Source organism: Pseudomonas sp. Sample_21 (assembly GCF_004307525.1).
In the GTDB taxonomy this organism is placed as follows: Bacteria; Pseudomonadota; Gammaproteobacteria; order Pseudomonadales; family Pseudomonadaceae; genus Aquipseudomonas; species Aquipseudomonas atacamensis.
The window spans coordinates 220,581-247,087 of record NZ_RCNZ01000059.1 but is presented as its reverse complement, the minus strand read 5'-3'; the positions used below and the strand labels follow the sequence as shown (position 1 = coordinate 247,087).

Here is a 26,507-nt window from a genome sequence, read left to right as displayed (position 1 = left end):
TCTCCCCCTTGGGGGAGAGGGCTGGGGTGAGGGGGATCGATTTCACTAACAATACAAATCTCCCCGTAAAGCGCTTACAAACTAGGCAACAACTGCCCAGCAACAAGCTCGGTCAAACACCGCGACGCCAGCAATTGCGTCGCCGCATTGATGTCCGGGGCAAAGAAGCGGTCCTTTTCATAGAACGGCACTTCCTTGCGCAAAATCGCCCGTGCCTGTTCCAGCTTCGGCGAAGTCTTCAGGCCGTTGCGCAGATCCAGGCCCTGCACCGCCGCCAGCCATTCCACGGCGAGAATGCCGCGAGTGTTCTCGGCCATTTCCCACAGACGCTTACCCGCCGCCGGGGCCATCGATACATGGTCTTCCTGGTTGGCCGAGGTCGGCAGGCTGTCCACCGAATGCGGATGGGACAGCGCCTTGTTTTCGCTGGCCAACGCCGCAGCGGTGACCTGGGCGATCATGAAACCGGAGTTCACCCCGCCATTGGCGACGAGGAACGGCGGCAGCTGCGACATATGCTTGTCCATCATCAGCGAGATGCGCCGCTCGCTCAGCGAGCCGATTTCAGCGATGGCCAGGGCCATGTTGTCAGCGGCCATGGCCACTGGTTCGGCGTGGAAGTTGCCGCCGGAAATCACGTCGCCTTCAGCGGCGAATACCAGCGGGTTGTCGGAAACCGCGTTGGCTTCGACCGCCAGCACTTCAGCGGCCTGACGGAACTGGGTCAGGCAGGCGCCCATGACTTGCGGCTGGCAGCGCAGCGAGTACGGGTCCTGGACCTTGTCGCAATTCTGGTGCGAGGCGGAGACTTCGCTGCGCTCACCGAGCAGATCGCGGTACGCGGCAGCGGCGTCGATCTGACCTTTCTGCCCGCGTGCGGCATGAATGCGCGCGTCGAACGGCGAGCGCGAACCGAGCACGGCTTCAACAGTAAGACTGCCCAGCGCCACTGCACCGGCAAACAGATCCTCGCCTTCGAACAAACCGCGCAGGGCAAACGCTGTGGAAACCTGAGTACCGTTGAGCAGCGCCAGACCTTCTTTAGCCGCTAACGTCAGCGGCGCCAGGCCGGCGACTTTCAGCGCTTCGGTGGCTTCAAGCCATTCGCCCTTGTAGCGCGCCTTGCCCTCGCCCAGCAGCACCAGCGACATGTGCGCCAACGGCGCCAGATCCCCCGACGCACCGACCGAACCTTTCAGCGGAATGTGCGGATAGACCTCGGCATTGATCAGCGCAATCAGCGCATCGATCACCTGCCGACGGATGCCGGAAAAACCGCGGCTGAGGCTGTTGACCTTGAGCACCATGATCAGTCGCACCAGCTCATCGCTGATCGGCTGGCCGACCCCGGCCGCGTGTGAGAGCACCAGCGAACGCTGCAGGTTTTCCAGGTCTTCACTGGCGATGCGCGTCGAGGCCAGCAGGCCGAAACCGGTGTTGATGCCGTAGGCGGTGCGGTTCTCCGCGAGGATCTGCTCGACGCAGGCGACGCTGGCCTCGATCTGCGCGCTGGCGCTATTGTCGAGAGTCAAGGTGACCGGATGCTGGTAGACGTCACGCAGTTGGGCCAGGCTCAGTTGGCCGGGGATCAGGTTCAGCGCAGTCATTAAAATGCTCCTGTTAGGCATTGTTATTAACTACCAGTCGCTCCGGAGCATTCCGTTATCCGTCGCTTCTCGTCTTGTGAACGATCCACGCCTTGGCACGCTGGTATGGGTAGTTGTCAGTGCAAATTCGGTAGGACGTTGTGCGGCAGATTCGGGTTTTTCAACACGGTCGCAGCGGCAGCGATATCCGGCGCCAGCCAGCGGTCCTGATCGTAGGCCGGGACCGTTTCGCGCAGCAGTTTCCACGCGCGGTCAGTGCCCACGCCGAAGCGCTGTTCCTTGAGGAATTCAAACGCCTGCGCCGCCAGCAGGTATTCAATCGCGAGGATCTGCGTGCAGTTTTCCAGCGCACGATGCAGCTTCAGCGCGGCGTTGGTGCCCATGCTCAGGTGATCTTCTTGCAGGCCCGAGGTGATGTAGTTATCGAGCACCGCCGGTTGCGCCAATTGGCGGTTTTCCGCACACAGCGAGGCGGCGACGTATTGCACGATCATCATCCCTGAGTTGACCCCGGGATTGGCCACCAGAAACGCCGGCAGACCGCTGACGTGCGGATTGACCAAACGGTCCAGACGGCGCTCGGCAATCGAGCCGATTTCGGCCATGGCAATCGCCAGCAGATCCGCCGCCATCGCCACGGATTGACCGTGCGGGTTGGCCTGCGACATCACCCGGAAATTGTCCGGCGTGCCCAGCAGTAACGGGTTGTCGGTGCAGCCGTTGAGTTCGGCTTCGACCTGTTTGATCGCATGCTCCAGTTGATCACGGGCGGCGCCGTGAACCTGCGGGATCGAACGAATGCTCAGCGCATCCTGAGTGCGAATGCCTTTGCTCGCAGCGATCACTTCGCTGCCATCGAGCAAGGCGCGCAGGTTGTTGCCGACCTGCTGCATGCCCGGATGCGGCTTGAGCGCAATGATCTCGGCATCGAACGCATCGATCTGGCCGCGCTGGGCTTCGAAACTCATCGCGCCGATGACGTCGGCCCATTGCACCAGACGCGTTGCGTCGGCAATCGCCAGACAACTGAGGCCGGTCATGCACGGCGTGCCGTTGACCAGACACAAGCCATCCTTCGCGCCGAGCTGCACAGGTTGCAGGCCTTCTTCGGCCAGCGCCTGTTGCGCCGAAATGATCTGCCCGCGATAGCTGACATTGCCAACGCCGAGCAACGCGATGCCGATGTGCGCCATGTGCGTCAGGTAACCCACCGAACCCTGCGACGGCACCTGCGGGGTGATGCCGCGATTGAGCAGCGCCAGCAGCCCTTCGACCACACGCCGATGCAGGCCGGACTTGCCGTGGCTGTAGTTGTGGATCGCAGCGCAGATGATTGCGCGGGTCTGCTCGTCGCTGAGCACCGGGCCGACACCGCAGGCATGGCTGAGCAAGGTGTTGCGCGAGAGTTGGCTGAGCTGTTCGTCCTGCAGCGAGACGTTGGACAGACCGCCCAGACCGGTGTTGACGCCATAGGCGCGCTCGCCGCTGGCGACGATGCGCTGGACGATGGCCTGAGCGTTATCGATGCGCGCCCAGGTTTCGCTGGACAGTTCCAGTGGCGCACCGTGCCGGGCGACGGCGATCACGTCCTGCCAACGCAGAGGGCTGCCTGTGATAACGATTTTTTCAGCCTGGGACATCTCTAACCTCATACCAATTCTGTTGATGCCGGTAACCCTGTGGTGAGGGGATTTATCCCCGTTGGGTGGCGAAGCCGCCCCAAACCATGCCCGCAAATCCGTCAGACAGACCGCAGTGGCCGGTTTTACGACTGCTTCGCAGCCGAACGGGGATAAATCCCCTCACCACAACGGCCACTCAGTGTCAGACCACCGCCGCGCGCCGCTGCACGAACCGGTCGACATACTCATCGGCCGGCGAGTGCAGGATCTCTCTTGGCGTACCCACCTGGATCAACCGGCCATCCTTGAGAATCGCGATGCGATTGCCGATGCGCACGGCTTCGTCGAGGTCGTGGGTGATGAAGACGATGGTTTTGTGCAGGGTCTTTTGCAGTTCCAGCAACTGGTCCTGCATCTCGGCGCGGATCAGCGGATCCAGCGCACTGAATGCTTCGTCCATGAGGATGATGTCGGTGTCCGCCGCCAACGCACGGGCGAGGCCGACGCGCTGACGCATGCCACCGGAGAGCTGGTGCGGGTATTTGTTTTCGTAGCCTTTGAGGCCGACGGTGTTGATCCAGTGCAACGCGCGTTCGGCGCAGACCTGCTTGCTTTCGCCACGTACTTTCAGGCCGTAGGCGACGTTATCGAGCACGGTCTTGTGCGGCAGCAGGCCGAAGCTCTGGAACACCATGCTGATCTTGTGCCGACGAAATTCGCGCAGGGCGTCCATGTCGTACTGCAGGATGTCCTCGCCATCGACCAGAATCGCCCCGCTGGTGGGGTCGATCAGGCGATTGAAGTGCCGTACCAGGGTGGATTTGCCCGAGCCGGACAGGCCCATGATCACAAAGATTTCGCCGGTGCCGATGCTCAGCGACAAGTCGTTCACGCCGACCACGCAACCGGTTTCGTTGAGCACCTGATCCTTGCTCTTGCCCTGGCCGACCATGGCCAGCGCATCCTTGGCGCGGTTGCCGAAAATTTTGAAGACGTTGCGCACTTCGATCTTGCTCACGCTTGCGTTGCTCATTTGCTCACCTCGTGGCGTGGCCGGCCGTACGCTTGAGTGATGCGGTCGATGACCACCGCGAGAATCACGATCGCCAGCCCGGCTTCGAGCCCACGGCCGACGTTGAGGGTCTGAATCCCCACCAGTACGTCTTCACCGAGGCCACGGGCGCCGATCATCGAGGCGATCACCACCATCGACAGGGCCATCATCGTGGTCTGGTTGATCCCGGCCATGATGCTCGGCAGCGCCAGCGGCAGTTGCACGCCGAACAGTTGCTGCCAGCGATTGGCGCCGAAGGCGTTGATCGCCTCCATCACTTCACCGTCGACCTGGCGAATACCCAGATCGGTCAGGCGAATCAGCGGTGGCGCGGCGTAGATCACCGTGGCGAAAATCGCCGGCACCTTGCCCAGGCCGAACAGCATCAACACCGGAATCAGGTAAACGAAACTCGGCATGGTCTGCATGATGTCGAGCAGCGGCATCAGCACCGAACGCAAGCGATTGCTGCGCGCCGAGAGAATCCCCAGCGGGATGCCGATCAGCACCGAAATGATCGTCGCGACCATCATCAGTGCGAGGGTTTGCATGAGCTTGTCCCACAGGCCAACCGCACCCACCAGAAACAGCAAGCCGACAATCACGGCGGTGGTCACCACTTTGCGCGTGGCGTGCCAGGCGATGACACCGACGATTGCCAGCATCAACCACCACGGCGCCGCACGCAGCAGACCTTCGAGACTGACGATGGCCCACAGCAGCGTGTCGGAGATATGCCGGAACACGTCGCCGTAGTTGGTCACCAGCGAATCGACCCAACCGTTGACCCAGTCGGCGATGGAAAAGGTAAAGCTTTCGGGAAACATAAGGGACTCTCAATCAAGGGGTTGCGATCAAGCGTCCGGCTGCCGTGCTGGCAGCCGGGAAACCTGACCTACAAGGCCGCGTCGATTTTCTTGGCTGCGTCGTCGCTCACCCATGCGTGCCAGACTTCAGGATGTTCCTTGAGGAAGATTTTCGCCAGTTTTGCCGACTCGATGCGTTCCTTGGCCATGCGCCCGAGGTTCTGATTGAGCAGGTCGATAGGCAGGTTGACTTTCTCCAGCACGGCGACCAGTTCCGGGGCTTCGTCGTGGAAGGTTTTCGACAGGCCGACCTTGATGCTGACGGTCTTGTCGACGCCGGGTTTCTCTTCCAGTTTGACTGCATCGATCTGGCCCATCAGCGGGGTCGGCGACCAGTAGTAGAAGAGGATCGGCTCGCCACGCTTGTAGCTCGACAGCACCGCTGCATCCAGCGCAGGTCCGGTGCCCGGACGGAAGTTGGTGTAGCTGTTTTCCAGACCGTAGCTCTTGAGCATTTCGCTGTTGTCGAGCTCGCAGGTCCAGCCGGCCGGGCAGTTATAGAAGCGGCCCTTGGACGGCTCTTCAGCGTCCTTGAACACGGCGGAATACTTGCCCAGATCAGCGATGTTTTTCAGGTCCGGGGCTTTCGCCTCGAGCTTGCGCTTGGCGTCGCCTTCGATCACGTAACGCGGCACGTACCAGCCTTCGACAGCACCCACCACTGGCGCGCCGACACCGATGACCTTGCCGGCCTTCTCGGCCTTGTTCCAGACCTCGCTGCGGCCGACCCACTCTTCGGCGAACACTTGAATATCGTTGCTGCTCAGGGCGTTTTCCATGGTGATGGAATTGCCCGGCAGGCTGTCGGTCTTGCAGCCGTAACCTTTCTCCAGCACCACTTGCAGCACGTCGGTCAGGAGCATGCCGCTTTCCCAGTTCAGCCCGGCAAATTTCACCGGTTTGCCCGATTCGCACCAGCCGGCGGCTTGCGTCGCACCGGCACTGGCCAACAGGCCCATGGACAGCAATGTGGTCAGCAGGGTCTTGTTCGATTTCATTGTCGTGACGCTCCTAATCATGAATGGGCTTACGGCAGTTCAAGAGGCATCCAGCCTGGTCCACGTCCAGATCAGGCCTGCGCCGCAGCGCGACCGGCCCCGCTCGTTTTTGCTTGTTGGGTGCTGTTCTGCTCGACCGGCAGAATCAGGCGATCGGGCACTGCGCTGTGCCATTTATTCGCGCAGAAGTAATAGACGGCGGCCGGGAGAACCAGGCCGATGATCCAGGAAATGTCGACATCACCGAGGGCGGCTACCAGTGGGCCGGTGTAGAACTTGGTCGAGATGAATGGCAACTGCACCAGCACGCCGAACACATAGACGCTGATACCGAGCAGGTTCCAGCGGCCGTAGCGACCGTCCGGATCGGCCAGCGCCGGCACGTCGTAACGCTCGCGGGTGATGCAGTAGTAGTCGACCAGATTGATCGCGCTCCACGGGGTGAAGAAGGCGAGCAGAAACAGGATGAACGACTTGAACGCACCGAGGAACGAGTGCTGTCCGAGCAAGGCAATCAGGGTTGCCGCGCCGACGATGAACAGCACGAACACCAGCCGTTGCATGCGGGTAACCGTCAGGTGCCCTTTGAAGCCACTGATGATGGTGGCGATGCACATGAAGCTGCCGTAAGAGTTCAGCGTCGAGATGGTCACCTTGCCGAACGCGATACTGAAATACAGCAGCGCGGCAGTGGCGCCGGTACCGCCGAGCCCGACGATGTAGGCGACTTCATGGCCAGCGAATTGACCGTTGGCTGAAGCGGCGGCAAACACGCCGAGGATCATCGCCACCTGGGCGCCGATCACCGAACCTGCGCCAGCGGCGAAAAAGGTTTTCACCGATGAAGTGGCGCTCGGCAGGTAGCGCGAGTAGTCCGCCACGTACGGGCCGAAGGCGATCTGCCAGGACGCCGCCAGCGACACCGCCAACAGGAAACTGCTCCAGCTGAAATGACGAATCTGCAGGAGCGCACCGACGTCGGTCTGGCTCATCAGCCGCCAGAACAGGAACACAAAAGCGATCACGCCAATCACGCTGGCGACGCGGCCGATCCAGTGGATCACCCGATAGCCGAGCACTGTGACCAGCACGATGACACTGGCGAAAATAAGGATGCCAAAGCTGTCGCTGACGTTGAACAGCTGCCCCAGCGCCTGCCCGGAGAGCACTGTCCCGGTGGCGGTGAAACCCAGGTACATCAGACACACCAGCACGATCGGAATCGCTGCGCCATAAACGCCGAATTGCACACGGCTGGAGATCATCTGCGGCAAGCCCAGTTTCGGTCCCTGCGCGGCATGCAGCGCCATCACACCACCGCCGAGCAGTTGGCCGATCAAAAGACCGATCAACGACCAGAACACATCACCGCCAAGTACCACCGCCAAGGCCCCGGTGACGATCGCGGTGATCTGCAGGTTGGCGCCCATCCACAGGGTGAACTGACTGAACAGACGACCGTGTCTTTCCGCTTCCGGGATGTAGTCGATCGAACGCCTTTCGATCAACGGAGTACTGCCTGCACGTTCGTTGTTAACCACCATGATTCAACCTCTGTGGATTGCTGTTCGGGTTCACTGAAATTCCTCTGTGGGAGCGAGCCTGCTCGCGAATCGGGTGTTTCAGTCACAGCAGTAGCGACTGACACGACGCCTTCGCGAGCAGGCTCGCTCCCACTTAAAACCAGAGCGTGTTACCCGCCAGTGATCATCGGCAGATTCAGCCCCTGCTCTTTCGCGCAGTCGATGGCGATCTGGTAACCGGCATCGGCGTGGCGCATGACGCCGGTGGCCGGGTCGTTGTGCAGCACGCGCGCGATGCGCTCGGCCGCTTCGTCAGTACCATCGCAGACGATCACCATCCCCGAATGCTGCGAGAAGCCCATGCCGACACCGCCGCCGTGGTGCAAGGAGACCCAGGTCGCGCCGCTGGCGGTGTTCAGCAGTGCGTTGAGCAGCGGCCAATCGGAGACGGCGTCGGAACCGTCCTGCATCGATTCGGTTTCGCGGTTCGGGCTGGCCACCGAGCCGGAGTCGAGGTGGTCGCGACCGATCACCACGGGTGCCGACAGCTCACCGCTACGGACCATTTCGTTGAAGGCCAGACCGAGCTTGGCGCGCTGGCCAAGACCGACCCAGCAGATACGTGCCGGCAGACCCTGGAAGCTGATGCGCTCGCGGGCCATGTCCAGCCAGTTGTGCAAATGCGCGTCGTCGGGGATCAGCTCTTTGACTTTGGCGTCGGTTTTGTAGATGTCCTGTGGATCACCCGACAGCGCCGCCCAACGGAACGGGCCGATGCCACGGCAGAACAGCGGACGGATGTAGGCCGGCACGAAGCCCGGGAAATCGAAAGCGTTTTCGACGCCTTCTTCCTGAGCCATCTGACGGATGTTGTTGCCGTAGTCGAAGGTCGGAATGCCTTGCTTCTGGAACTCCAGCATGGCTTTGACGTGCACCGCCATCGACTGCTTGGCGGCTTTGATCACAGCGGCTGGTTCGGTCTTGGCGCGGGCGCGGTATTCGTCCCAGCTCCAGCCAGCCGGCAGGTAGCCGTTGAGCGGATCGTGGGCGCTGGTCTGGTCGGTGACCATGTCCGGGCGCACGCCGCGCTTGACCAGTTCCGGCAGGATTTCCGCCGCGTTGCCGAGCAGGGCGATGGAAATCGCTTTGCCTTCTTTGGTGTATTTGTCGATGCGCGCCAGAGCGTCGTCGAGGTCTTTGGCTTGCTCATCGACGTAACGGCTTTTCAGGCGGAAATCGATGCTGACCTGCTGGCATTCGATGTTCAGCGAGCAGGCGCCGGCCAGGGTGGCGGCCAGCGGTTGCGCGCCGCCCATGCCACCGAGGCCTGCGGTCAACACCCAGCGACCCTTCAGGTCAGCGTTGTAATGCTGGCGCCCGGCTTCAACGAAGGTTTCGTAGGTGCCCTGAACGATGCCCTGGCTGCCGATGTAGATCCAGCTGCCGGCGGTCATCTGGCCGTACATGGCCAGGCCTTTGGCGTCGAGTTCGTTGAAGTGTTCCCAGCTCGCCCAGTGCGGCACCAGGTTGGAGTTGGCGATCAGCACGCGCGGCGCGTTGCTATGAGTCTTGAATACGCCGACCGGCTTGCCCGATTGCACCAGCAGGGTTTCGTCGTCGTTCAGGTTGGTCAGGCTTTCGACGATCTTGTCGTAGCACTCCCAGTTGCGCGCGGCGCGACCGATGCCACCGTAGACCACCAATTCTTTCGGGTTCTCGGCGACTTCCGGGTCGAGGTTGTTCATCAGCATGCGCAGCGGCGCTTCGGTCAGCCAGCTCTTGGCGGTCAGCGTGTTACCGCGGGCGGCGCGGATCTGCACGTCACGAAACTTGTTGCTGTTCTGGGTATTGTCAGTCACGAAAAAGACTCCTCAGCGATCAATTCAAACCCACCCTGGCAGTGGGCAGCAGCCTGCGCGCTGTGCTGCGCGACAAGCGAATCAGTGGACGCTGCGGAGAGTCTCGACCGACTCATACGCATACGTCTTTACTTGTACATACAAGCATATGCAATCAAGCGGCCAACTTGTTGGAGGAGTGTTCTGGAAAAATCACGGGCATGGCTGGAGAGCGCCTGAATCGAGGGTTCTGGCGTGGATGAAATTTTCCGGGAGGAGATTCTGAGGAGATGCGGCTAGGCCAAGTGAGCGTGGTTTTGCGCCACGCTGGGGCGTTCGGTAACAAGTTGGTGCGTGGAGGGAAACAAGAGTGGGGTTGGCTTTTGTGGCGAGGGGATTTATCCCCGCTGGGCTGCGCAGCAGACCGCTTTTTTAAATCAGGAATGGGGCCGCTTCGCGACCCAGCGGGGATAAATCCCCTCGCCACAGGGTGTGTTCAGTTCTGGGGGAGTTCGATCACGCAGCATGCCGCGTTGGTGGAGACTTCGACCAGCCCACTGTTGCCGTCCAGTTGCAGGCAATCATGCCGACCGAGCTGCGAAACGCCGTCGCCAACACGCACGTCCATCAGCTCACTGACACTGAACACCAGCAGCGTCGATGCCGAGCTGAAAAACCGCTGCTCACCGTCCAGCCACTGCAATCGCGCGCTGTAACGTTGCGGCGCGTAGATCAGATTGAAGTCGCGAATCGCACCGCCGAGCAAGGTGCAGGACACTTGGCTTTCGCCGCTGAAAGCAAACGGGTCCAAGGGTAACAGTGGACGGGTATCGTCACCGTCGACGCACAAGGTCATGCCGTCGCCCTGCAACACGGTGATGACTCGCTGGTAACCGGCGAATGTCGAGAAACCGCCCGATTCGGTGATGTCGGCAATCGACAGGCGCCAGCCGAAACCGTCCAGGCCAGTGCCGGCATCACGGGTGATTTCCTCGGTGCTGCCGCCGCCGTTTTTCCACGGCATGCGCGGGTAGCCTTCGGCGCGTAGAACCTTCACTTGATAATTCATTTATGAAAGCGCCCTTCCAGACGATGGCGGGAACCGGGGTGGATCAAACGCGCCGCCGTCACCGGTTGACGCCCCGACCAGGTTCGCCGGCGGATCAGCAGGCACGGCTCGCCCTTTTCGATCTGCAGCAGCTTGCACTCCGACGGCTCGGCAAGAATCGCTTCAACGACGTGCTCGCCCTCGGTCAGCGGCGCGACCTGATTGAGATAGGCATAGGGCGTTTGCAGGGTGAAATCCTGCTTGAGGTATTCCGGCGCGACCAGGGCGTTGACGAAACGGTCTTCGATCTGCACCGGAATGCCGTTTTCGTAATGCACGATCAGCGAGTGGAAGACTTTCTGGCCTTCGCGCATGTCCAGTGCCAGCGCGCGCTCGGAGCCGGCGGCCTCTTCTTCGAGGGTGATGACCTGGCAGGTGTGGCGATGGCCGCGCGAGGCGATTTCATCGGCGATGTTGTGCACCTCGAACAGCGCAGACTGGCTCTTCGGTTCGGCGACAAACGTACCCACGCCTTGCATGCGCACCAGCAGGCCGTCGGCGGTCATCTCGCGCAGGGCGCGGTTGATGGTCATGCGGCTGAAGCCGAGCTGGCTGACCAGTTCGCTTTCCGACGGCACGCGGTAGTGCGGCGGCCAGTTACCGCTGTCGATCTGCTGGGTGATCATCTGTTTGACGCGGGCGTACAAAGGCGCCGGACTGTCGCCCATGTTCGCGGCCAACGGAGAAACTGGAGGCGGAGTCGGCACGGTTGATCCCTGTTCATTGGATGAAAGTGACTAGCTTGCCGGAGTTTACCGGGCAGGCAAACGTCTGTATATGTATATACAAATAACACACGATGGGGTGCCGAACGATGTCCGCCTTCTTTGCCGAACGCGCACTGCTGCCTGAGGGATGGGCCAACAATGTACGTCTCGAGGTCAGCGCCGATGGCTTGTTGACCCGAATCCAGGCCGATTCCAGCGCAGACGGCGCCGAACGCCTGCGCGGGCCGTTGCTGCCGGGAATGCCCAACCTGCACTCTCACGCCTTCCAGCGCGCCATGGCTGGATTGGCCGAAGTGGCCGGCAACCCCAACGACAGTTTCTGGACCTGGCGCGATCTGATGTACCGCCTCGTCGGAAAAATCAGCCCCGATCAGCTCGGCATCATCGCCCGTCAGCTGTACATCGAAATGCTCAAGGCCGGTTACACCTCGGTTGCCGAATTTCACTACGTGCACCACGACAGCAACGGCCAGCCGTACGCCGATCCGGCGGAACTGGCGTTGCGCATCAGCCAGGCCGCCAGCGAAAGCGGCATCGGTCTGACCCTGCTACCGGTCCTCTACAGTCATTCCGGTTTCGGCGGCCAGACGCCCAACGATGGCCAGCGTCGCTTTATCAACAGCACTGAAAACTATCTGAATCTGCAAGCGCGTTTGCAGCCATTACTGGCGCAGCAAAAGGCGCAGTCGCTGGGTCTGTGTTTCCACTCGTTGCGTGCGGTGACGCCGCAGCAGATCAGCGAAGTGTTGGCGGCCAGTGACAAACAATGCCCGGTGCACATCCACATCGCCGAGCAGCAGAAAGAAGTCGACGATTGCCTGAGCTGGAGCGGTCGCCGTCCGTTGCAATGGCTCTACGAGAACGCTGAAGTCGATCAGCGCTGGTGTCTGGTCCACGCCACCCACGCCAACCCGGAAGAAGTCACGCTGATGGCCAACAGTCGCGCGATCGCCGGGCTGTGCCTGACCACTGAAGCGAATCTGGGTGACGGGATTTTCCCGGCGGTGGATTTTCTTGCCCAGGGCGGGCGCATGGGTATCGGTTCCGACAGCCATGTGTCGCTGAGCGTAGTGGAAGAGTTGCGCTGGCTGGAATATGGCCAGCGCCTGCGCGATCAGCGGCGCAATCGCTTGTATGGCGCGCAGCAGCCGATGGTCGGTCGCACCCTGTATGACGCGGCGCTGGACGGCGGTGCACAGGCACTGGGGCAGCCGATTGGCGCGTTGGAAGTGGGCAAGCGCGCGGACTGGATTGTCCTGGATGGCAACGATCCGTATCTGGCGACGGCTTCGGGGGACGGGATTCTCAATCGCTGGCTGTTCGCCGGCGGCGATCGCCAGGTGCGCGATGTGCTGGTCAATGGTCAGTGGGTGGTGCGCGATGGCCGGCATGCCGGCGAAGAGCACAGCGCCCGAGCCTTCACCCGGGTCCTGCGCGATCTCTTGGGCTGACCCAAAACCAAACTGTGGGAGCGAGCCTGCTCGCGAAAGCGGTGTATCAGTCCATATTCATGTCGACTGATACACCCTCTTCGCGAGCAGGCTCGCTCCCACAGTTGATTTGTATCGAGGCTTAATTGGATGTCTTGGCCATCTGCCGATCCGACGCGCGCCAGATCAGGCGTGTGGTGTCGTAACCCTGCTGACGCGCCTTGCTCAGCAATTCTTCGCGCACTACACCGTTGACGGTCGGTGTGCGTGACAGCAGCCACAGGTACTTGCGACTCGGATCGCCGACGATGGCGGTCTTGTAATCGTCGCTGACGTACAACACCCAGTACTCGCCCTTTGCCACACCCGGCACCAGGCGCGAGAACCAGTTATCGAATTCGACCCAGAGCTTGTCGGTCTTGCCCGGCACTTGTGGATAAGCCGTGCCCTTGGCTTCTTCCCACTGCCACTCCGGGGTCAGGCAACGATTGAGCACGCCGACATTACCGTCAGGCTTGAGGGTGTAATGGGCTTCGGATTGCGCGCAGTGGCGCTGAAAGTACATCGGCAAGCGTGCCAGTTCATACCAGGTGCCCTGATAACGCTTGAGATTGACGCTGTTGACGGTCTTGGGCGCCAACGGGTCGACGCCGGAAGTGGCGCAGCCAGCCAGTACCAGGCCAGCAAAAAGGATCAGCAATAACCGCTTCATTTTTTTCTCCGTGGGCGCGAAGCCCCGGTTTACTTCAGGCCTTGGCCGGAAAACATCAGCACTTTGTCACCGGCGTATTGCACGCTGATAAAGCTGTTCTTGTCGCCCCAGGTACAGCTGGACATACCGAGCGCGCCCGAGCAATCAGTGGGCTTGCCGAGAAGGGTTTCCACTTCGGACTTGGCCATGCCGGCCGAGAGCTTGGAGTAGTTTTCCTGATTGACCTTGCTGCATGCGGCCAACAGCACGCAAAACGACAGCAGGGCGATAGATCGCAGCGACATGGTGAAACTCCTGGAACGAGGGGGGATGGCATGGTGCCAACCAGAAGCTTAGAAGAGAAAAGTGTCATCTGGTTCCGTGACCGAACGCCTATTTATCAGCCCGCCCGTCCGGCTTTTGCCGGTAAATCAAAAACTTTGTGAAGCCGTCGAGCATTTCGTCGACTTTCCTTGCAAACGCCTAATCTTTGGCGCGGCGCGGTCGAAAATAAGAGCAGCGCAACGCTGCCGAATATGGCAAATTGCCGCCCTTTCCTGACCAGCCCCCTCGCGGTAGTTCATTCGATGACCAGAAACATGAAATTCAGCCACAAGATTCTGCTGGCTGCTGCCCTTGTGGTGGCCGTTGCGTTCGCCTGTTTCATCTTCTTCAACGACTATCGCCAGCGTCAGGCCTTGAGCAGCAGTACCGAAGCGACCATGCAGGAGCTGGGCAGCCTGACCACCAGCAACATCCAGACCTGGCTGGAAAGCCGCATTCAGCTGCTGCAATCGCTGTCGCAGCAAGTCGCCGTTGACGGCAACGCGCCCGCCAGCCTCAAACGCATCATTGACCTGCCCGCCTACACCGGCAATTTCCAGCTCAGCTATTTTGGCGGTGCCGACGGCGTGATGTTCTCGGTGCCGGCCGGCAACCGCGCGCCGGACTACGATCCACGGGCGCGCGGCTGGTACAAAGCCGCCAACAGCGCGCAGCAGACCATCGTCACCGAACCGTACATTGCCGCTTCGTCGGGCAAGCTGGTGATCACCGTCGCCACGCCGGTGCAGCGTCAGGGCCAGATGCTCGGCGTGGCCGGGGCCGACATCGATCTGACCAGCGTCAGCGCGATCATCAACTCGCTGAACTTCGGCGGCCACGGTCACGCATTCATCGTCAGCGCCGAAGGCAAGATCCTGATTCACCCGGACAGCAAGCTGGTGCTCAAGACCCTCGCCGAGGCCTATCCGAACGGCGCGCCTCAAGTCAGTCCGGGCTTGAAAGAAGTCGAGTTCGACGGCAAGACCCAGTTGATTTCCTTCACTCGCGTCAACGGCGTGCCTTCGGCTGACTGGTACGTGGCACTGGTGCTCGACAAAGACACCGCGTTCTCGATGCTCAGCGAATTCCGCACCTCGGCACTGATCGCCATGGTCATCGCGGTGCTGATCATTATCGGCCTGCTCGGCATGCTGATTCGCGTGCTGATGCAGCCACTGCTGACCATGGGCCGCGCGATGCATGACATCGCTGAAGGCGAAGGCGACCTGACCAAGCGTCTGGTGATTCACGGCAACGATGAATTCGGCGCGCTGGGCACTTCGTTCAACCGCTTCGTCGAACGCATTCATACGTCGATCCGCGAAGTGTCCTCGGCCACCGGCCAGGTCAACGAAGTCGCCCTGCGTGTGGTCGCTGCCTCGAACTCGTCGATGTACAACTCAGACCAGCAGGCCAGCCGCACCAACAGCGTTGCGGCAGCGATCAATCAGCTCGGCGCCGCCGCTCAGGAAATCGCCCAGAACGCCGCCCTCGCCTCGCAGCATTCCAGCGATGCGCGCAGCCTCGCGGTCGACGGCCAGCAGGTGGTGGATAAAACCATCCACGCCATGCAACAGCTGTCGGCAAAGATCAGCGATTCCTGCGGCAACATCGAAACCCTTAACAGCAACACGGTGAACATCGGTCAGATTCTCGAAGTGATCACCAGCATCTCCCAGCAGACCAACCTGCTCGCACTCAACGCCGCCATCGAAGCCGCGCGCGCCGGTGAAGCCGGACGCGGTTTCGCCGTGGTCGCGGACGAGGTGCGCAACCTCGCGCACCGCACCCAGGATTCGGCGCAGCAAGTACAGAAGATGATCGAAGAGTTGCAGGTCGGCGCACGTCAGGCAGTAACCATCATGACCGAGAGCCAGCGCGAGAGCGAAAGCAGCGTCGGCATCGCCAACCAGGCCGGCGAGCGTCTGGGCAGCGTGACCCAGCGCATCGGCGAAATCGACGGCATGAACCAGTCGGTGGCCACCGCGACCGAAGAACAGACAGCCGTGGTCGAGTCGATCAACGTTGATATCAACGAGATCAACACGCTGAATCAGGAAGGCGTGGAGAACTTGCAGGCGACATTGCGAGCCTGTTCGGACCTTGAGCAGCAGGCGGCGCGGTTGAAGCATCTGGTCGGCAGCTTCAGGATCTAAGCTGCAGCCTCAGGCCTCGTCGCGAGCAGGCTCGCTCCCCCAGGTATCTCCGGTGGTTACACAATTTGAGTGCGCCACCAGATCCTGTGGGAGCGAGCCTGCTCGCGAAAGCGGCCTGCATCACGCAGAATGTCTTCAATATAAACATCGGGAATTTGCCAGATGAACAAGAAACACAACGGGGTTCATCCAGATCAAATCACATTATTGGCAATCCTTGCGCTGGGTAGCGAGGAAATCGATCGAGGAAACTATACAAACGCTGAAGACGTATTTCTTGAGCTAGATGAACTGGATCCAGCCCAGCAAACTAGAACCGTGATCCAGGTTTGGAAAGAAATACCAACTCTTCAGCCGTAGACTCCCGCCCCAACACCGCATTGCGATGCGGAAACCGGCCAAATCGGGCAATCACTTTCTGATGCCGCTCGGCATAGTCCAGGTTATCGGCAAACACCGCCCGCTCCGACTCTGGCTGTTCAGCCACCAATTCAATAAATCTGGAAACGGCTTCGTTCTGCACTGCGAGATTTTCGCAGTGTTCGAACACCAGATAAATGAACACACGCTGAATCGGTTTCAACTGCCGATCGAAATCCGCTGCAATGCCTTGGGCGACGAGCTTCTGTGCGCGCAGATCACCGGAAAACGCTTTGGGGGTGTCGCGATAGATCATGCGTGGCAGTTGATCGAGCAACAGCACCACCGCCAGCCAGCCTTCGGGACATTGCGTCCACTCGGTCAATTCGCCGGCCAGGGCCTGATCGACAAAGACCCCGAAACGCGTCTGCGCTTCGAGGTCTTGGCTGTTTCGCTTGCCGAACCACAACTTGCCCTTTTCGGCCGCCACTTCGCTGGCTGATTCGGCGTGTCCGAACCACCAGTCGAGCAACGGCTGCCAGGGCGCGTGCATGGTTTATTCCTTGTGGTAAGCCGTGGCGCGGGCGACTTCTTCTTTCGAACCGAGGAACACTGCAACGCGCTGGTGCAGGCCTTCCGGCTGGATGTCGAGAATACGCTGGTGACCGTCAGTGGACGCGCCGCCGGCTTGTTCGACGAGGAACGACATCGGGTTGGCTTCGTACATCAGGCGCAGCTTGCCCGGTTTCGACGGCTCGCGGCTGTCGCGCGGGTACATGAACAGACCGCCACGGGTCAGGATGCGGTGGACGTCGGCAACCATCGCCGCGACCCAACGCATGTTGTAGTTCTTCTTCAACGGGCCTTCTTCACCAGCCAGCAGCTCGCCGACATAGCGCTGCACCGGGGCTTCCCAGTGACGCTGGTTGGACATGTTGATGGCGAATTCCTGGGTGGTTTCCGGGATGGTGATGTCTTCGTGAGTCAGGACGAAGCTGCCCATTTCGCGATCGAGGGTGAAGCCTTTGACGCCGTCGCCCAGGGTCAGCACCAGCATGGTCTGCGGGCCGTAGATGGCGTAACCGGCGGCCACTTGCTGAGTGCCTGGCTGCAGGAAGGCTTTTTCGTTCAGCGGCTCGTTCTGGCTCAGGTACTCGTTCGGGCAACGCAGTACCGAGAAGATCGTGCCGACCGGGGCATTGATGTCGATGTTCGACGAGCCGTCCAGTGGGTCGAAGACCAGCAGGTATGCGCCTTTCGGGTATTTGCCCGGGATCTGGTAGGCGTTGTCCATTTCTTCGGACGCCATGCCGGCCAGGTGACCGCCCCATTCGTTGGCTTCGAGGAGGATCTCGTTAGAGATCACGTCGAGCTTCTTCTGCACTTCGCCTTGCACGTTCTCGGTGCCCATGCTGCCCAGAACACCACCCAGGGCGCCTTTGGACACGGCGTGGCTGATCTCCTTGCAGGCACGCGCTACCACTTCGATCAAAAAGCGCAGATCGGCAGGAGTGTTGTTGCTGCGGGTCTGCTCAATCAAATAGCGACTCAAGGTAACGCGGGACATGGACGGCTCCGGTGGAATGGGGGGCGGAAAACCCGCGCAGTTTACAGGGAGTCTGAAAACCTAGCGAGCGAAGACGCCGGCTAACGTGCGCCTGGGTGTATTTGCCTGTATGAGACGTGATTGTTGGTGGAGAGTTCAGGTGTCGGATTGAGCGTAGTTCGGTTCGGCATGAGCGATTGAAGATTTTCAGTGTCTGCCCGGGCGCTTTCGCGAGCAGGCTCGCTCCCACCATGGAATGCATTGCCCTGTGGGAGCGAGCCTGCTCGCGAACGGCGCAAAGCGCCGCCATGCTCAGGTATTGGCAGGCGGTTTGCGCAACAGGCTGAACGCCATCGCCCCGAGAAACACCACACTGAGCAGCAACACCGCCCACAAGCCGAACTTCTTCCAATTGGTCCCGGCCACCGCAGCCGTCGTCGCCGTTGAGGTTTGCGTGGCCACTGCTTCGTCCTGCACCGTCGCCTTGCCCAGGCTCGCCAGCTTTTCTGGCTTGAAGTCCGGAATCAACGTTGCCAGTGGCAGGTTCGCCGTTTTCACCGTGGCATTGCCCAAGGCCAGACTGTACGGCCCTTCGCCCCGGGCGAGGAAGATCACCTGCGTGGCGCGCACCGCATATTTCAGGTCCGGCGCCTGCTCACCCAAACCGCCGCCGCGCTCATCCACGGTCAGCTTGAGTTGCTGCACGGTCTGCCCGGACAGCGGGATTTCGTTCTGCACCACGTCCTGATTGTTCTGGCTCAGGCGATACAGCAAACCGCTGCTCAGCGTCTGCCACGGCAAGTTGCTCTCGCGCCGGCCGGCCAACGTGACTGGCGCCAGACTGTTCGGCTGTTTCAGCTCAATCTGCACCCGCTCGACATTCAGCCCCATCGGCAACTGCCAGGTGTATTCCCCAGGTTTGGTGCTGCTGCCGGCTACGCTGGGCGACCACACCAGGGGCAGCGGCAGGTTGCGCGGGTCGCTGCTTTTCAATTGCGCCGACGTCAGGACGGGCGCCGAGCCCGGCGACTCCCACAACAGGCGCACATAGCGCGCGGTCTGCCCCGGCAGGGTCACTTCGTGCTGTTCGATGCGCTCATCGGAAAAGGTCAGCCGTGCCACCTGGCCCTCGCCCCATGACTGCCAGTGCTGCAGATCGTCGCTGGCCTCGATGCTGAAACGCTGAAAACCGTCGCGCTCGCTGGTCCAGTCGAGGATCAACTGCTGCAACGGTGCCTTGATCGCACTGGCATCGAGCAGCCAGCCGCGCAGCACTTCTTCGCCCGCCTCCAGTTGCGAGGACGGTTGCACTTCGACCAGGGTGCCGTTGGTGGTCGACTGCACGCGCACATTCGGCGCACGCTCGCTGGCGTCGGCAGCGTTGTACAGCGGGAACCATTTGACCTCGTGCAGCTTGCCGTCGTCGCGGGTCTGCGCCGATTCGCGAGCCAAGGCGTAGGCCTGCGCTTCGCCGGCGGCGTTGAACACACGCAGGTCGCTGAGATCGGTCTGGCGCGCCTGCAATTGCGCGCTCAGCGGCAGGTCGAGGCGATACCACGGGCCATTGCCGCTCACCGTCAACGGCACTTGCGTGGCGAAGTCCGCCGTTTTTTCCTGAGCACCAGCGACCATCACCACGCCCAGCGCCAACCACCCCAGATTCAGCATGCGACTCAAGATGCAACTCCTTCGGTATCCGGCGCGGGTTTGTCCGCCGCCGGTTCAGCCTCGACGCGTTTGGGTGGCAGCGGCGCGAAGTAGCCGACCACCAGCAGCAATACGCCGACACCGATAAACGAGACGATCCGGGCGAGACCGCCACGGTTGCTCAGTTCGACAAAAATCAGTTTCGCCACCACCAGCGCAATCAGCGCCGCGCCGATCAGCCACACTTCGCGGCGATGGCGCAGATGGCCGCCGATCATCAGTCCCAGCGCCATCAACGTCCAGACGATCGACAGGCCGGCCTGCACCAGCATCGACGCGAGCAGTTGATCAAGCTCGAACGGGATGCCGGCCCAGTGATGTGCCGCACGGGTGACCAGCGCGGTGCAGAAGGCGAACAGCGAAACCCCGGCGATCAGTTGCGTGGCGTGGTCGGCATGATCCTGACGGATCGACAACTGCGCAACGGCGCTGCGCGACCAGACATAAACGCCGAACAGCGCAAACAGCAGCCCCAGCTCCAATGGGTTGAGCAGCGGCACGTAAGGCAACGGTTCGGCATTGCCATCGCTGACGCCATTGGCCAGCCAGAACCACGCCAGCATCAGCACCGCCAGCGGTGCCGCCGCATACAAGCGGTACTCCCGAGAAAATGCGGCCACCGGCCACGGCCACGTTCGGGGTGCAGCCATCAGCAACAGATAGAGGCTCGGCAGAATCGCCCAGCCCAGCCAGCGCCACGCGTTGTACTGCTCGGACAACAGCAGCAGGCCGTAACGCAACTCCAGCGCCAGCACGCCAATCAGCAGCCAGCAACCGAGCACATGGGCCACGCTTAATGCGCGCGCCGGCAACATGGACCCCAAGCGGCGCAGGCTGAAGAAGTGCACCGCGAACAGCGCCGGCCACGCCAGCCAGCCGAAGTCGGCGGCCGGGTGGTAGCGCGAATGCCAAGCGCCGAGCAAAACCAGCGCCGCCGCAGGAATCAGTAAGGTGCAGAGCAACCCCAGCGCCGGCCATTTCAAGCGCAGTGACAACAGCGTCCACAGCGCCACACTGATCGCAGCGACCAGCAGCAACAATGTGCCTTGCAGGTTCGGCGAGGCGAAACGCAGGATTTCGCTGACCCACGCCAGCGTCCACCAACCGGCGCCCCAGACCAGCAGCACTTGCGACAAGCGCTGCAAGCTCAAGGCATCAAAAGCCGTCGCATGGTTGCCCAATTGCAAGCGCCACGCACCGATCAGCGCGGCCAGCCCCAGCACCAGCGGTGTCCAGAAGCCGCCATGGGCCAATGGTTGCAATCCTTCGCTAGACAACGGCCCGAGCCATTCAGGCCCGGCGAGCAGAAACGCCGCGCCGCCGACCACCTGCAACAGCAGCCCGAAAACGAAACTCAGACGCTGTTGCAGATACAGGCTCAGCCAGATGATCAGCAAACCGCTGGCCGCCCACACTGCACTCGCGGTTTGCCACGGCAGCACGAACAGCACCGCCAGATTGATCAGCACCAAGCCGGCCAGCAGCACCACCGACAAGCCGCGCAGCAGGCGCACATCGCCGCGCACCATCTCGGCCCGCGCCGCCAGCAGCATGCCGCCAATCAAGGCCAGACCGATCAGCGATGCACTGAGCAAACCGCTCCAGCCAGCGCTGAACACCGCCGTCGAATTTTCGCCGGCCGTTTGCAGGCGCAGCAGGAACAACGCGCCGCCCAGCAACTGCACGGCGAATGCGGTGAACAGGAATGTGCGTGATTGAATTCGCAAGCCGACAAACAACGTCGCCAACCCGGCCAAGGCCCAACTGATTGCCGTGCCCTGGATGAACAGGAACAACGGCGCCAGCAAATACAGGAACGTCAGGCCCAGACACGCCAGCACTGGCAGGCCTTGCCTTTCCCACGGCGATGTCTGCTCGGGCGTAGCCTTGCGCAGTTGGAAGAAACTGAACAGCAGCGCGGCGCCAAGCATCAGCGCGCCCAGCGGTGCGCCGTCGAGCAGGCTGCTCTCGCCGAGTTGCAGCTGGCTGAGAAACGCCAGTGCCGAACCCAGTTGCAGCAGTAAGGCAAAGACCCGGGCAAACGGTCGATGCTGACGCAACCCGAGCCAGAAAATTCCCGCGCCTTCCACGGCCCACGCCGCAGAAGTCCAGCGCGCATCGAGCCCCAGCGGAATCGCGAGACTGGCAAAAATCACTCCCAGCGCCAGGCAGGTTTCACCCAGCAGCATCGCGCGCCCGCCCATCAAAACTTTGGCCAGCGCCATATAGATCATGCCCAGCGCCAACGCACTGAGCGCCGCCGCAAATTCGAGGTGCTGGACCAAGGCGAACTGCAAACCGAAGCCAATGATCGGCGGGCCGAACAGCATGGTGCCGTCGACGTAATCACCCTTGCGTGCAGACCATTGCAGCAGCGCCTCGCGATCAGCCTCCGCCGGAGCATTCGGCAAGTCGCGCAATTTGCGCCGGGCGAAGAGCAGGCCGATGGCGAGGTACATGAGGAAAAACACAATCAGGAACGGCTCGGTGCTCCACAGCAGTTCCGGCGTGTAGGAACGCAGGCCCCAGGCGAAACCGATACCGAAGGTGCCGACGAAACCGATCAGGTTGAGCAGGCGCCAGGCCTTGAACCAGGCGATGGCGAGAATGCCTGCGTTGAGCAAGGCGAAATAACTGAACAGTGCGACGTGATTGCCTTCGCCTGTAGAGGTGAGAATCGGCGCGGCGAAACCGCCCAACGCTGCCGCTGCGGCCAACCCCAGCGCGTCCTGGGTAATCGCCAGAATGGCCGAGAATACCGTCACCGCGACCAGCAAACCGAGTGCAGCGGACGGATCAAGCAACGGATGCAAACGCATCGCCGCAAACACCGTCAGGTACAACACCGCGATCCCGGTGCCTTGCAGCATCAATGCATAGTTGCTGTTGCGTCGGCGCAACCACCAGCCCAGCGCAAGCAGAGCCAACGCCGCTGCCGCGACGCCGGCGTACCGCAACTCGATCGGCACCACCATGCCTTCGGTGGCGTAACGCAGTAAAAACGCCAGACCGAAAAACAGCAGCACCACACCGACGCGCAGCACTGTATTGCCGCCAAACAGCCAGTTGCGCGCAGCGCTGATGCCGCGTTCGATCAGGTTCGGGCCACGGGGTTGGGCGGGTTTTTGCGGTGGTGCAACGGGGGCCGGTTCGGCGCGCCAGACTTCCGCCGGCAACGGCTGGCTGGTTTCGCGCGCGACGGCGGAGATCGGTTCGAGTTCCGGGGGCAGTTCCCAGATCAGTTCAGGGGTCGGGGCAGCCTGCTCAGCTACGTCGACGGGGGCGGCGACTGGCTCGGCTTCAGGTGACGGCACGGGCGCATGCGAGGGCGAACCCTCCAGCACAAACAGCCGCTGAGCCACGCCTTGCAAGGCTTCGCGCACCTGCTCGAGTTGACGCTGTTGCTCCGCCGCCTGCGAGCCAAGGCGCGCAATGCGCAGCGCCTGGCCGATGACCAGCCCCAGCAGCGCACCCAACAGCGCGCCACTGAACGACTCGTCGAGCAGTCCACCGAGCACCAGCCCGATCAACATGAACATCCATTGCATGGTCGATATCCCTAAGCAGCCCCGGGGCGGGGCGAGTCCGGCGATGGCTTCAGTCTAGGCACAAACCGTGTGGGAGCGAGCCTGCTCGCGAAGGCGGATTGTCAGCCAACATTTCTGTTTAAGTCGACGATCGCTTCGCGAGCAGGCTCGCTCCCACAGGGTACGGCGGTGATTGATGCCTTTTAACCGGCGCTCAGTATATCGATCCGGCCCAACAAACGTTGGGCCTTGCGCAGATTTGTCGGGGAAAGTTACTCCAGCGCTTTCCAGATATCCGTGGCGTACTCGCGAATCGTCCGATCGGAAGAGAACCAGCCCATCCGCGAGGTGTTGAGCACCGCCGAACGCCACCAGTTCTGCGAGTCATGCCAGTGCGCATCGACACGCTTCTGCGCTTCCCAATAGGAGTCGAAATCGGCGCAGACCAGGAAGCGGTCATAGTCGATCAACGAGTCGATCAGGCCGGTATAACGCGAAGTGTCGTCCGGCGAGAACACACCGCTGCGAATCGCTTGCAGCACATCGTTCAAACGATGGGAGGCGGCGATGTCGGGTACGGCGCTGAACTCGTGGTTCTGCTTGCGCGCTTCAACCTGTTGCGCACTGAGACCGAAGATGAACATGTGCTCGGCACCGATGCGCTCGCACATTTCCACGTTGGCACCGTCGAGGGTGCCGATGGTCAGCGCGCCGTTGAGGCCGAACTTCATGTTACTGGTGCCCGACGCCTCGAAACCGGCGGTGGAAATCTGCTCGGACAAGTCCGCCGCCGGGATGATGCTCTCGGCCAGGCTGACGTTGTAGTTGGGCAGGAACACCACTTTCAGCAGGCCACGCACGGTCGGATCGTTGTTCACCACCCGAGCGATGTCGTTGGTCAGCTTGATGATCAGCTTGGCCTGGTGATAACTCGCCGCCGCTTTACCGGCAAAGATCTTCACCCGTGGCACCCAGTCGACTTCCGGCTCGGCACGAATCGCTTGGTACAACGCCACGGTGTGCATCAGGTTGAGCAACTGACGCTTGTATTCGTGAATACGTTTGACCTGCACGTCGAACATCGCCGCCGGGTTGACCGCGATCCCGAGGCGCTCGTGAATCAGATAGGCCAGCGCCTTCTTGCTGTGCAAACGCTGCTCGGCGAAGGCTTTGCGGAACGCGGTTTTCTCGGCGAACGGCTCGAGTTCGAGCAGGCGCTCTTCAGGATGATCGAGCAGGTCTGGGCCGAGGGCATCGACCAGCATCGAAGTCAGTTCCGGGTTGGCCTGATACAACCAGCGGCGGAAGGTGATGCCGTTGGTTTTGTTGTTGATCCGCTCCGGATAGAGCTTGTGCAGTTCGGCGAATACGGTTTTGCGCATCAGCTGCGTATGCAGACCGGACACGCCGTTAACGCTGTGCGAGCCGAGGAACGCGAGGTTGCCCATGCGCACCCGGCGGCCGTTGTCTTCTTCGATCAGCGACACCGCACGCAACACGTCGAAGTCGTGAATGCCTTTGGCCCGCAGCGAATCGATGTGCTGGGCGTTGATCAGATAAATGATCTGCATGTGCCGTGGCAGCATGCGTTCCATCAGCCCGACCGGCCAGGTTTCCAGCGCTTCCGGCAGCAGCGTGTGGTTGGTGTACGACAGCGTGTCGACGGTGACTTGCCATGCTGCGTCCCACGCGACGTCGTAGACGTCGACCAGTTGGCGCATCAGTTCTGCCACGGCGATTGACGGGTGAGTGTCGTTGAGCTGGATCGCCGCGTGATCACCCAGGGTCAGCACCGAGGTGTGCATGTTGCGATGACGGCGCAGCAGATCCTGCAGCGAGGCGGCGACGAAGAAGTATTCCTGACGAAGGCGCAGTTCTTGCCCGGCTTCGGTGCTGTCGGCCGGATAAAGGACGCGGGAGATACTTTCGGCGCGGGCCACTTCCGCCACGGCGCCCAGGTGGTCACCGGCGTTGAAGCGCTCCAGGTGCAGGTCTTCCATGGCGCGGGCACGCCACAGGCGCAGGGTGTTGACGCTCGCTCCGCGCCAGCCGACCACCGGCGTGTCATAAGCAATGGCGCGCACGGTTTCCGCCGGCGACCAGACCTGACGAGTCTTGCCGGAGGCATCGGTGACGGTTTCGACGCTGCCGCCGAAGCCGATCGGGTACGCCACTTCCGGCCGTTCGAATTCCCAAGGGTTGCCGAAATCCAGCCAGTGTTCGGTCTGCTCCTGTTGCCAGCCATCGACAATCGCCTGACGGAACAAGCCATGCTCATAACGAATGCCATAGCCATGGCCGGCGATGCCAAGGGTCGACATGCTTTCCATGAAGCACGCCGCGAGACGACCGAGGCCGCCGTTGCCCAGAGCGGCGTCGGGCTCCAGCAGACGAATGCGTTCCAGATCAACGCCCAGTTCGGTCAGCGCTTCACGGGCGACGTCGAGCAGGCCGAGGTTGCTCAGGCTGTCGTAGAGCAAACGGCCGATGAGAAATTCCAGCGAGAGGTAATAAACCCGCTTCTGGCCTTTGCGATAGATCTGTCGGGTGTGGTCCATCCAGTGTTCGACCATGTGATCACGCGCAGCCAGGGCGATGGCTTCGAACCAGTCATGGTCGAAGGCGTGATCGGGGTCTTTGCCCACGGCGTAGGTGAGTTTGGTCAGGACGGCGTCGCGGAATGCGGCCACCTCTGCTTCGCGAACTAGTGGTTCTTGAGTCATCAACAGGACCTCGAGCGAGCGGGAATTTTCTGAGCCTAGACGGTCTGACCGGCGGTAACGGCTCTGGTTCGGCAGTATTTGCGCGGACTGTGCGCCAGTGCGACATAACCCTGGCGGATGAGCCAATGAATGCAGGGGCCGTGCCGTCCTGTCGGGCAAAATGCGGCCGCTGTGAAAATATCCGGCGAAAGGTTGTTCAAAATTCCACCGCTCCCGGTATGATCGCGCGCCCTGATGCATACACGCCTGGTAACTCCCGATGATGAAGCCCAACCTGATCGCCGCCGCCGAGATTGATCGTCTCGATACGTGGGCCAAATATTCGGCACCGATGTGCGGCTCGTGCATGTCCAGCTGCTGCACGCTGCCGGTCGAAGTGAAGATCAAGGATCTGGTGCGCATCGGCGTGGTCGACGAGTTCGAACTGGGCGATCCGCCAAAGAACATCGCCAAGCGCCTGCAAAAGGAAGGTCTGGTCGAGCGCTTCAATCAGAAATCGGGAATCTTCACCCTCCAGCGCATGAGCAACAATGACTGCTATTACCTGGATCGTAAAACCCGCCTGTGCACCATTTATGACAAGCGCCCGGACACCTGCCGCAACCACCCGAAGATCGGACCGCGGCCGGGGTATTGCGCTTATAAGCCGAAAGAAGTCGAGCGGGTGCAGAATTTCCGATCAATTGAGCGCTTCTGAGC

Annotated in this window: 19 protein-coding genes; 3 read left to right on the top strand and 16 right to left on the bottom strand. The window is 61.3% G+C overall.

All coding sequences use genetic code 11. The annotated features are described in order from the left end of the window. Positions 1-74: 74 nt before the first annotated feature. From hutH (D8U71_RS09260) to hutC, 9 genes are all read right to left on the bottom strand, one after another. A complete protein-coding gene (gene hutH / locus D8U71_RS09260; RefSeq protein WP_130887641.1) occupies positions 75-1,607 on the bottom strand; it encodes a histidine ammonia-lyase in 1,533 nt (510 codons plus the stop codon). A 116-nt stretch (positions 1,608-1,723) separates the two neighbouring features. Further along, on the bottom strand, positions 1,724-3,247 hold the full coding sequence (gene hutH, locus D8U71_RS09255; RefSeq protein WP_130887640.1) for a histidine ammonia-lyase: 1,524 nt from the start codon (positions 3,245-3,247) through the stop codon (positions 1,724-1,726). A gap of 184 nt (positions 3,248-3,431) precedes the next feature. After that, a complete protein-coding gene (locus tag D8U71_RS09250; RefSeq protein ID WP_016772086.1) occupies positions 3,432-4,262 on the bottom strand; it encodes a glycine betaine/L-proline ABC transporter ATP-binding protein in 831 nt (276 codons plus the stop codon). After that, the gene (locus D8U71_RS09245; RefSeq protein ID WP_016772087.1) at positions 4,259-5,110 is read right to left on the bottom strand and encodes a proline/glycine betaine ABC transporter permease; all 852 of its coding nucleotides are present in this window, start codon (positions 5,108-5,110) and stop codon (positions 4,259-4,261) included. Before D8U71_RS09245 ends, D8U71_RS09250 begins: the two co-directional genes overlap by 4 nt. 68 nt (positions 5,111-5,178) lie before the next feature. Further along, positions 5,179-6,147, bottom strand: coding sequence for an ABC transporter substrate-binding protein (locus tag D8U71_RS09240; protein ID WP_130887639.1), 969 nt, complete (start codon positions 6,145-6,147; stop codon positions 5,179-5,181). 71 nt (positions 6,148-6,218) lie between these two features. After that, a complete protein-coding gene (locus D8U71_RS09235; RefSeq protein WP_130887638.1) occupies positions 6,219-7,691 on the bottom strand; it encodes a cytosine permease in 1,473 nt (490 codons plus the stop codon). A gap of 149 nt (positions 7,692-7,840) precedes the next feature. After that, a complete protein-coding gene (gene hutU / locus D8U71_RS09230; RefSeq protein ID WP_016772090.1) occupies positions 7,841-9,529 on the bottom strand; it encodes a urocanate hydratase in 1,689 nt (562 codons plus the stop codon). Positions 9,530-10,004: 475 nt separating this feature from the next. Beyond that, complete coding sequence (locus tag D8U71_RS09225; RefSeq protein WP_024011240.1) at positions 10,005-10,577, bottom strand: HutD family protein; 573 nt, start codon at positions 10,575-10,577, stop codon at positions 10,005-10,007. Next, the gene (gene hutC / locus D8U71_RS09220; RefSeq protein WP_162999786.1) at positions 10,574-11,284 is read right to left on the bottom strand and encodes a histidine utilization repressor; all 711 of its coding nucleotides are present in this window, start codon (positions 11,282-11,284) and stop codon (positions 10,574-10,576) included. The genes D8U71_RS09225 and hutC overlap by 4 nt, the downstream gene beginning before the upstream one ends. A 146-nt stretch (positions 11,285-11,430) precedes the next feature. Between hutC and D8U71_RS09215 the strand changes: the two genes are divergently transcribed. Continuing rightward, positions 11,431-12,795, top strand: coding sequence for a formimidoylglutamate deiminase (locus tag D8U71_RS09215; protein ID WP_130887637.1), 1,365 nt, complete (start codon positions 11,431-11,433; stop codon positions 12,793-12,795). A gap of 121 nt (positions 12,796-12,916) precedes the next feature. Here the strand turns inward: D8U71_RS09215 and D8U71_RS09210 are convergent, their stop codons facing one another. Together D8U71_RS09210 and D8U71_RS09205 are read right to left on the bottom strand one after the other, a co-directional pair. Next, a complete protein-coding gene (locus D8U71_RS09210) occupies positions 12,917-13,486 on the bottom strand; it encodes a lipocalin family protein (protein WP_016772094.1) in 570 nt (189 codons plus the stop codon). A gap of 29 nt (positions 13,487-13,515) precedes the next feature. Next, positions 13,516-13,770 carry a hypothetical protein gene (locus D8U71_RS09205; protein WP_016772095.1) on the bottom strand — a complete coding sequence of 85 codons (255 nt, stop codon included), beginning with the start codon at positions 13,768-13,770 and terminating at the stop codon, positions 13,516-13,518. Between the two features lie 282 nt (positions 13,771-14,052). On the opposite strand from D8U71_RS09205, the gene D8U71_RS09200 reads away from it, so the two are divergent. After that, positions 14,053-15,945: a methyl-accepting chemotaxis protein gene (locus tag D8U71_RS09200; RefSeq protein ID WP_197047952.1), complete on the top strand. Its 1,893-nt coding sequence runs from the start codon at positions 14,053-14,055 to the stop codon at positions 15,943-15,945. Positions 15,946-16,255: 310 nt separating this feature from the next. On the opposite strand, the gene D8U71_RS09190 is transcribed toward D8U71_RS09200, so the two are convergent. The 5 genes from D8U71_RS09190 to D8U71_RS09165 form a co-directional block, all read right to left on the bottom strand. After that, complete coding sequence (locus D8U71_RS09190) at positions 16,256-16,858, bottom strand: DUF924 family protein (protein ID WP_130887636.1); 603 nt, start codon at positions 16,856-16,858, stop codon at positions 16,256-16,258. A 3-nt stretch (positions 16,859-16,861) separates the two neighbouring features. Then, positions 16,862-17,872, bottom strand: coding sequence for a class 1 fructose-bisphosphatase (locus D8U71_RS09185; protein ID WP_016772098.1), 1,011 nt, complete (start codon positions 17,870-17,872; stop codon positions 16,862-16,864). Positions 17,873-18,163: 291 nt separating this feature from the next. Beyond that, entirely contained in the window at positions 18,164-19,528 is a 1,365-nt protein-coding gene (locus tag D8U71_RS09180; RefSeq protein ID WP_130887635.1) for a DUF3999 domain-containing protein, read from the bottom strand. After that, the gene (locus tag D8U71_RS09175; protein WP_130887634.1) at positions 19,525-23,106 is read right to left on the bottom strand and encodes a DUF2339 domain-containing protein; all 3,582 of its coding nucleotides are present in this window, start codon (positions 23,104-23,106) and stop codon (positions 19,525-19,527) included. The genes D8U71_RS09180 and D8U71_RS09175 overlap by 4 nt, the downstream gene beginning before the upstream one ends. A 251-nt stretch (positions 23,107-23,357) precedes the next feature. Further along, positions 23,358-25,808 (bottom strand): glycogen/starch/alpha-glucan phosphorylase, encoded by a 2,451-nt coding sequence (locus tag D8U71_RS09165; protein WP_016772100.1) that lies wholly within the window; start codon positions 25,806-25,808, stop codon positions 23,358-23,360. Positions 25,809-26,067: 259 nt separating this feature from the next. Here D8U71_RS09165 and D8U71_RS09160 point away from each other — a divergent pair, with 259 nt between their 5' ends. Beyond that, positions 26,068-26,505 (top strand): YkgJ family cysteine cluster protein, encoded by a 438-nt coding sequence (locus D8U71_RS09160; RefSeq protein WP_130887632.1) that lies wholly within the window; start codon positions 26,068-26,070, stop codon positions 26,503-26,505. Positions 26,506-26,507 lie beyond the last annotated feature (2 nt).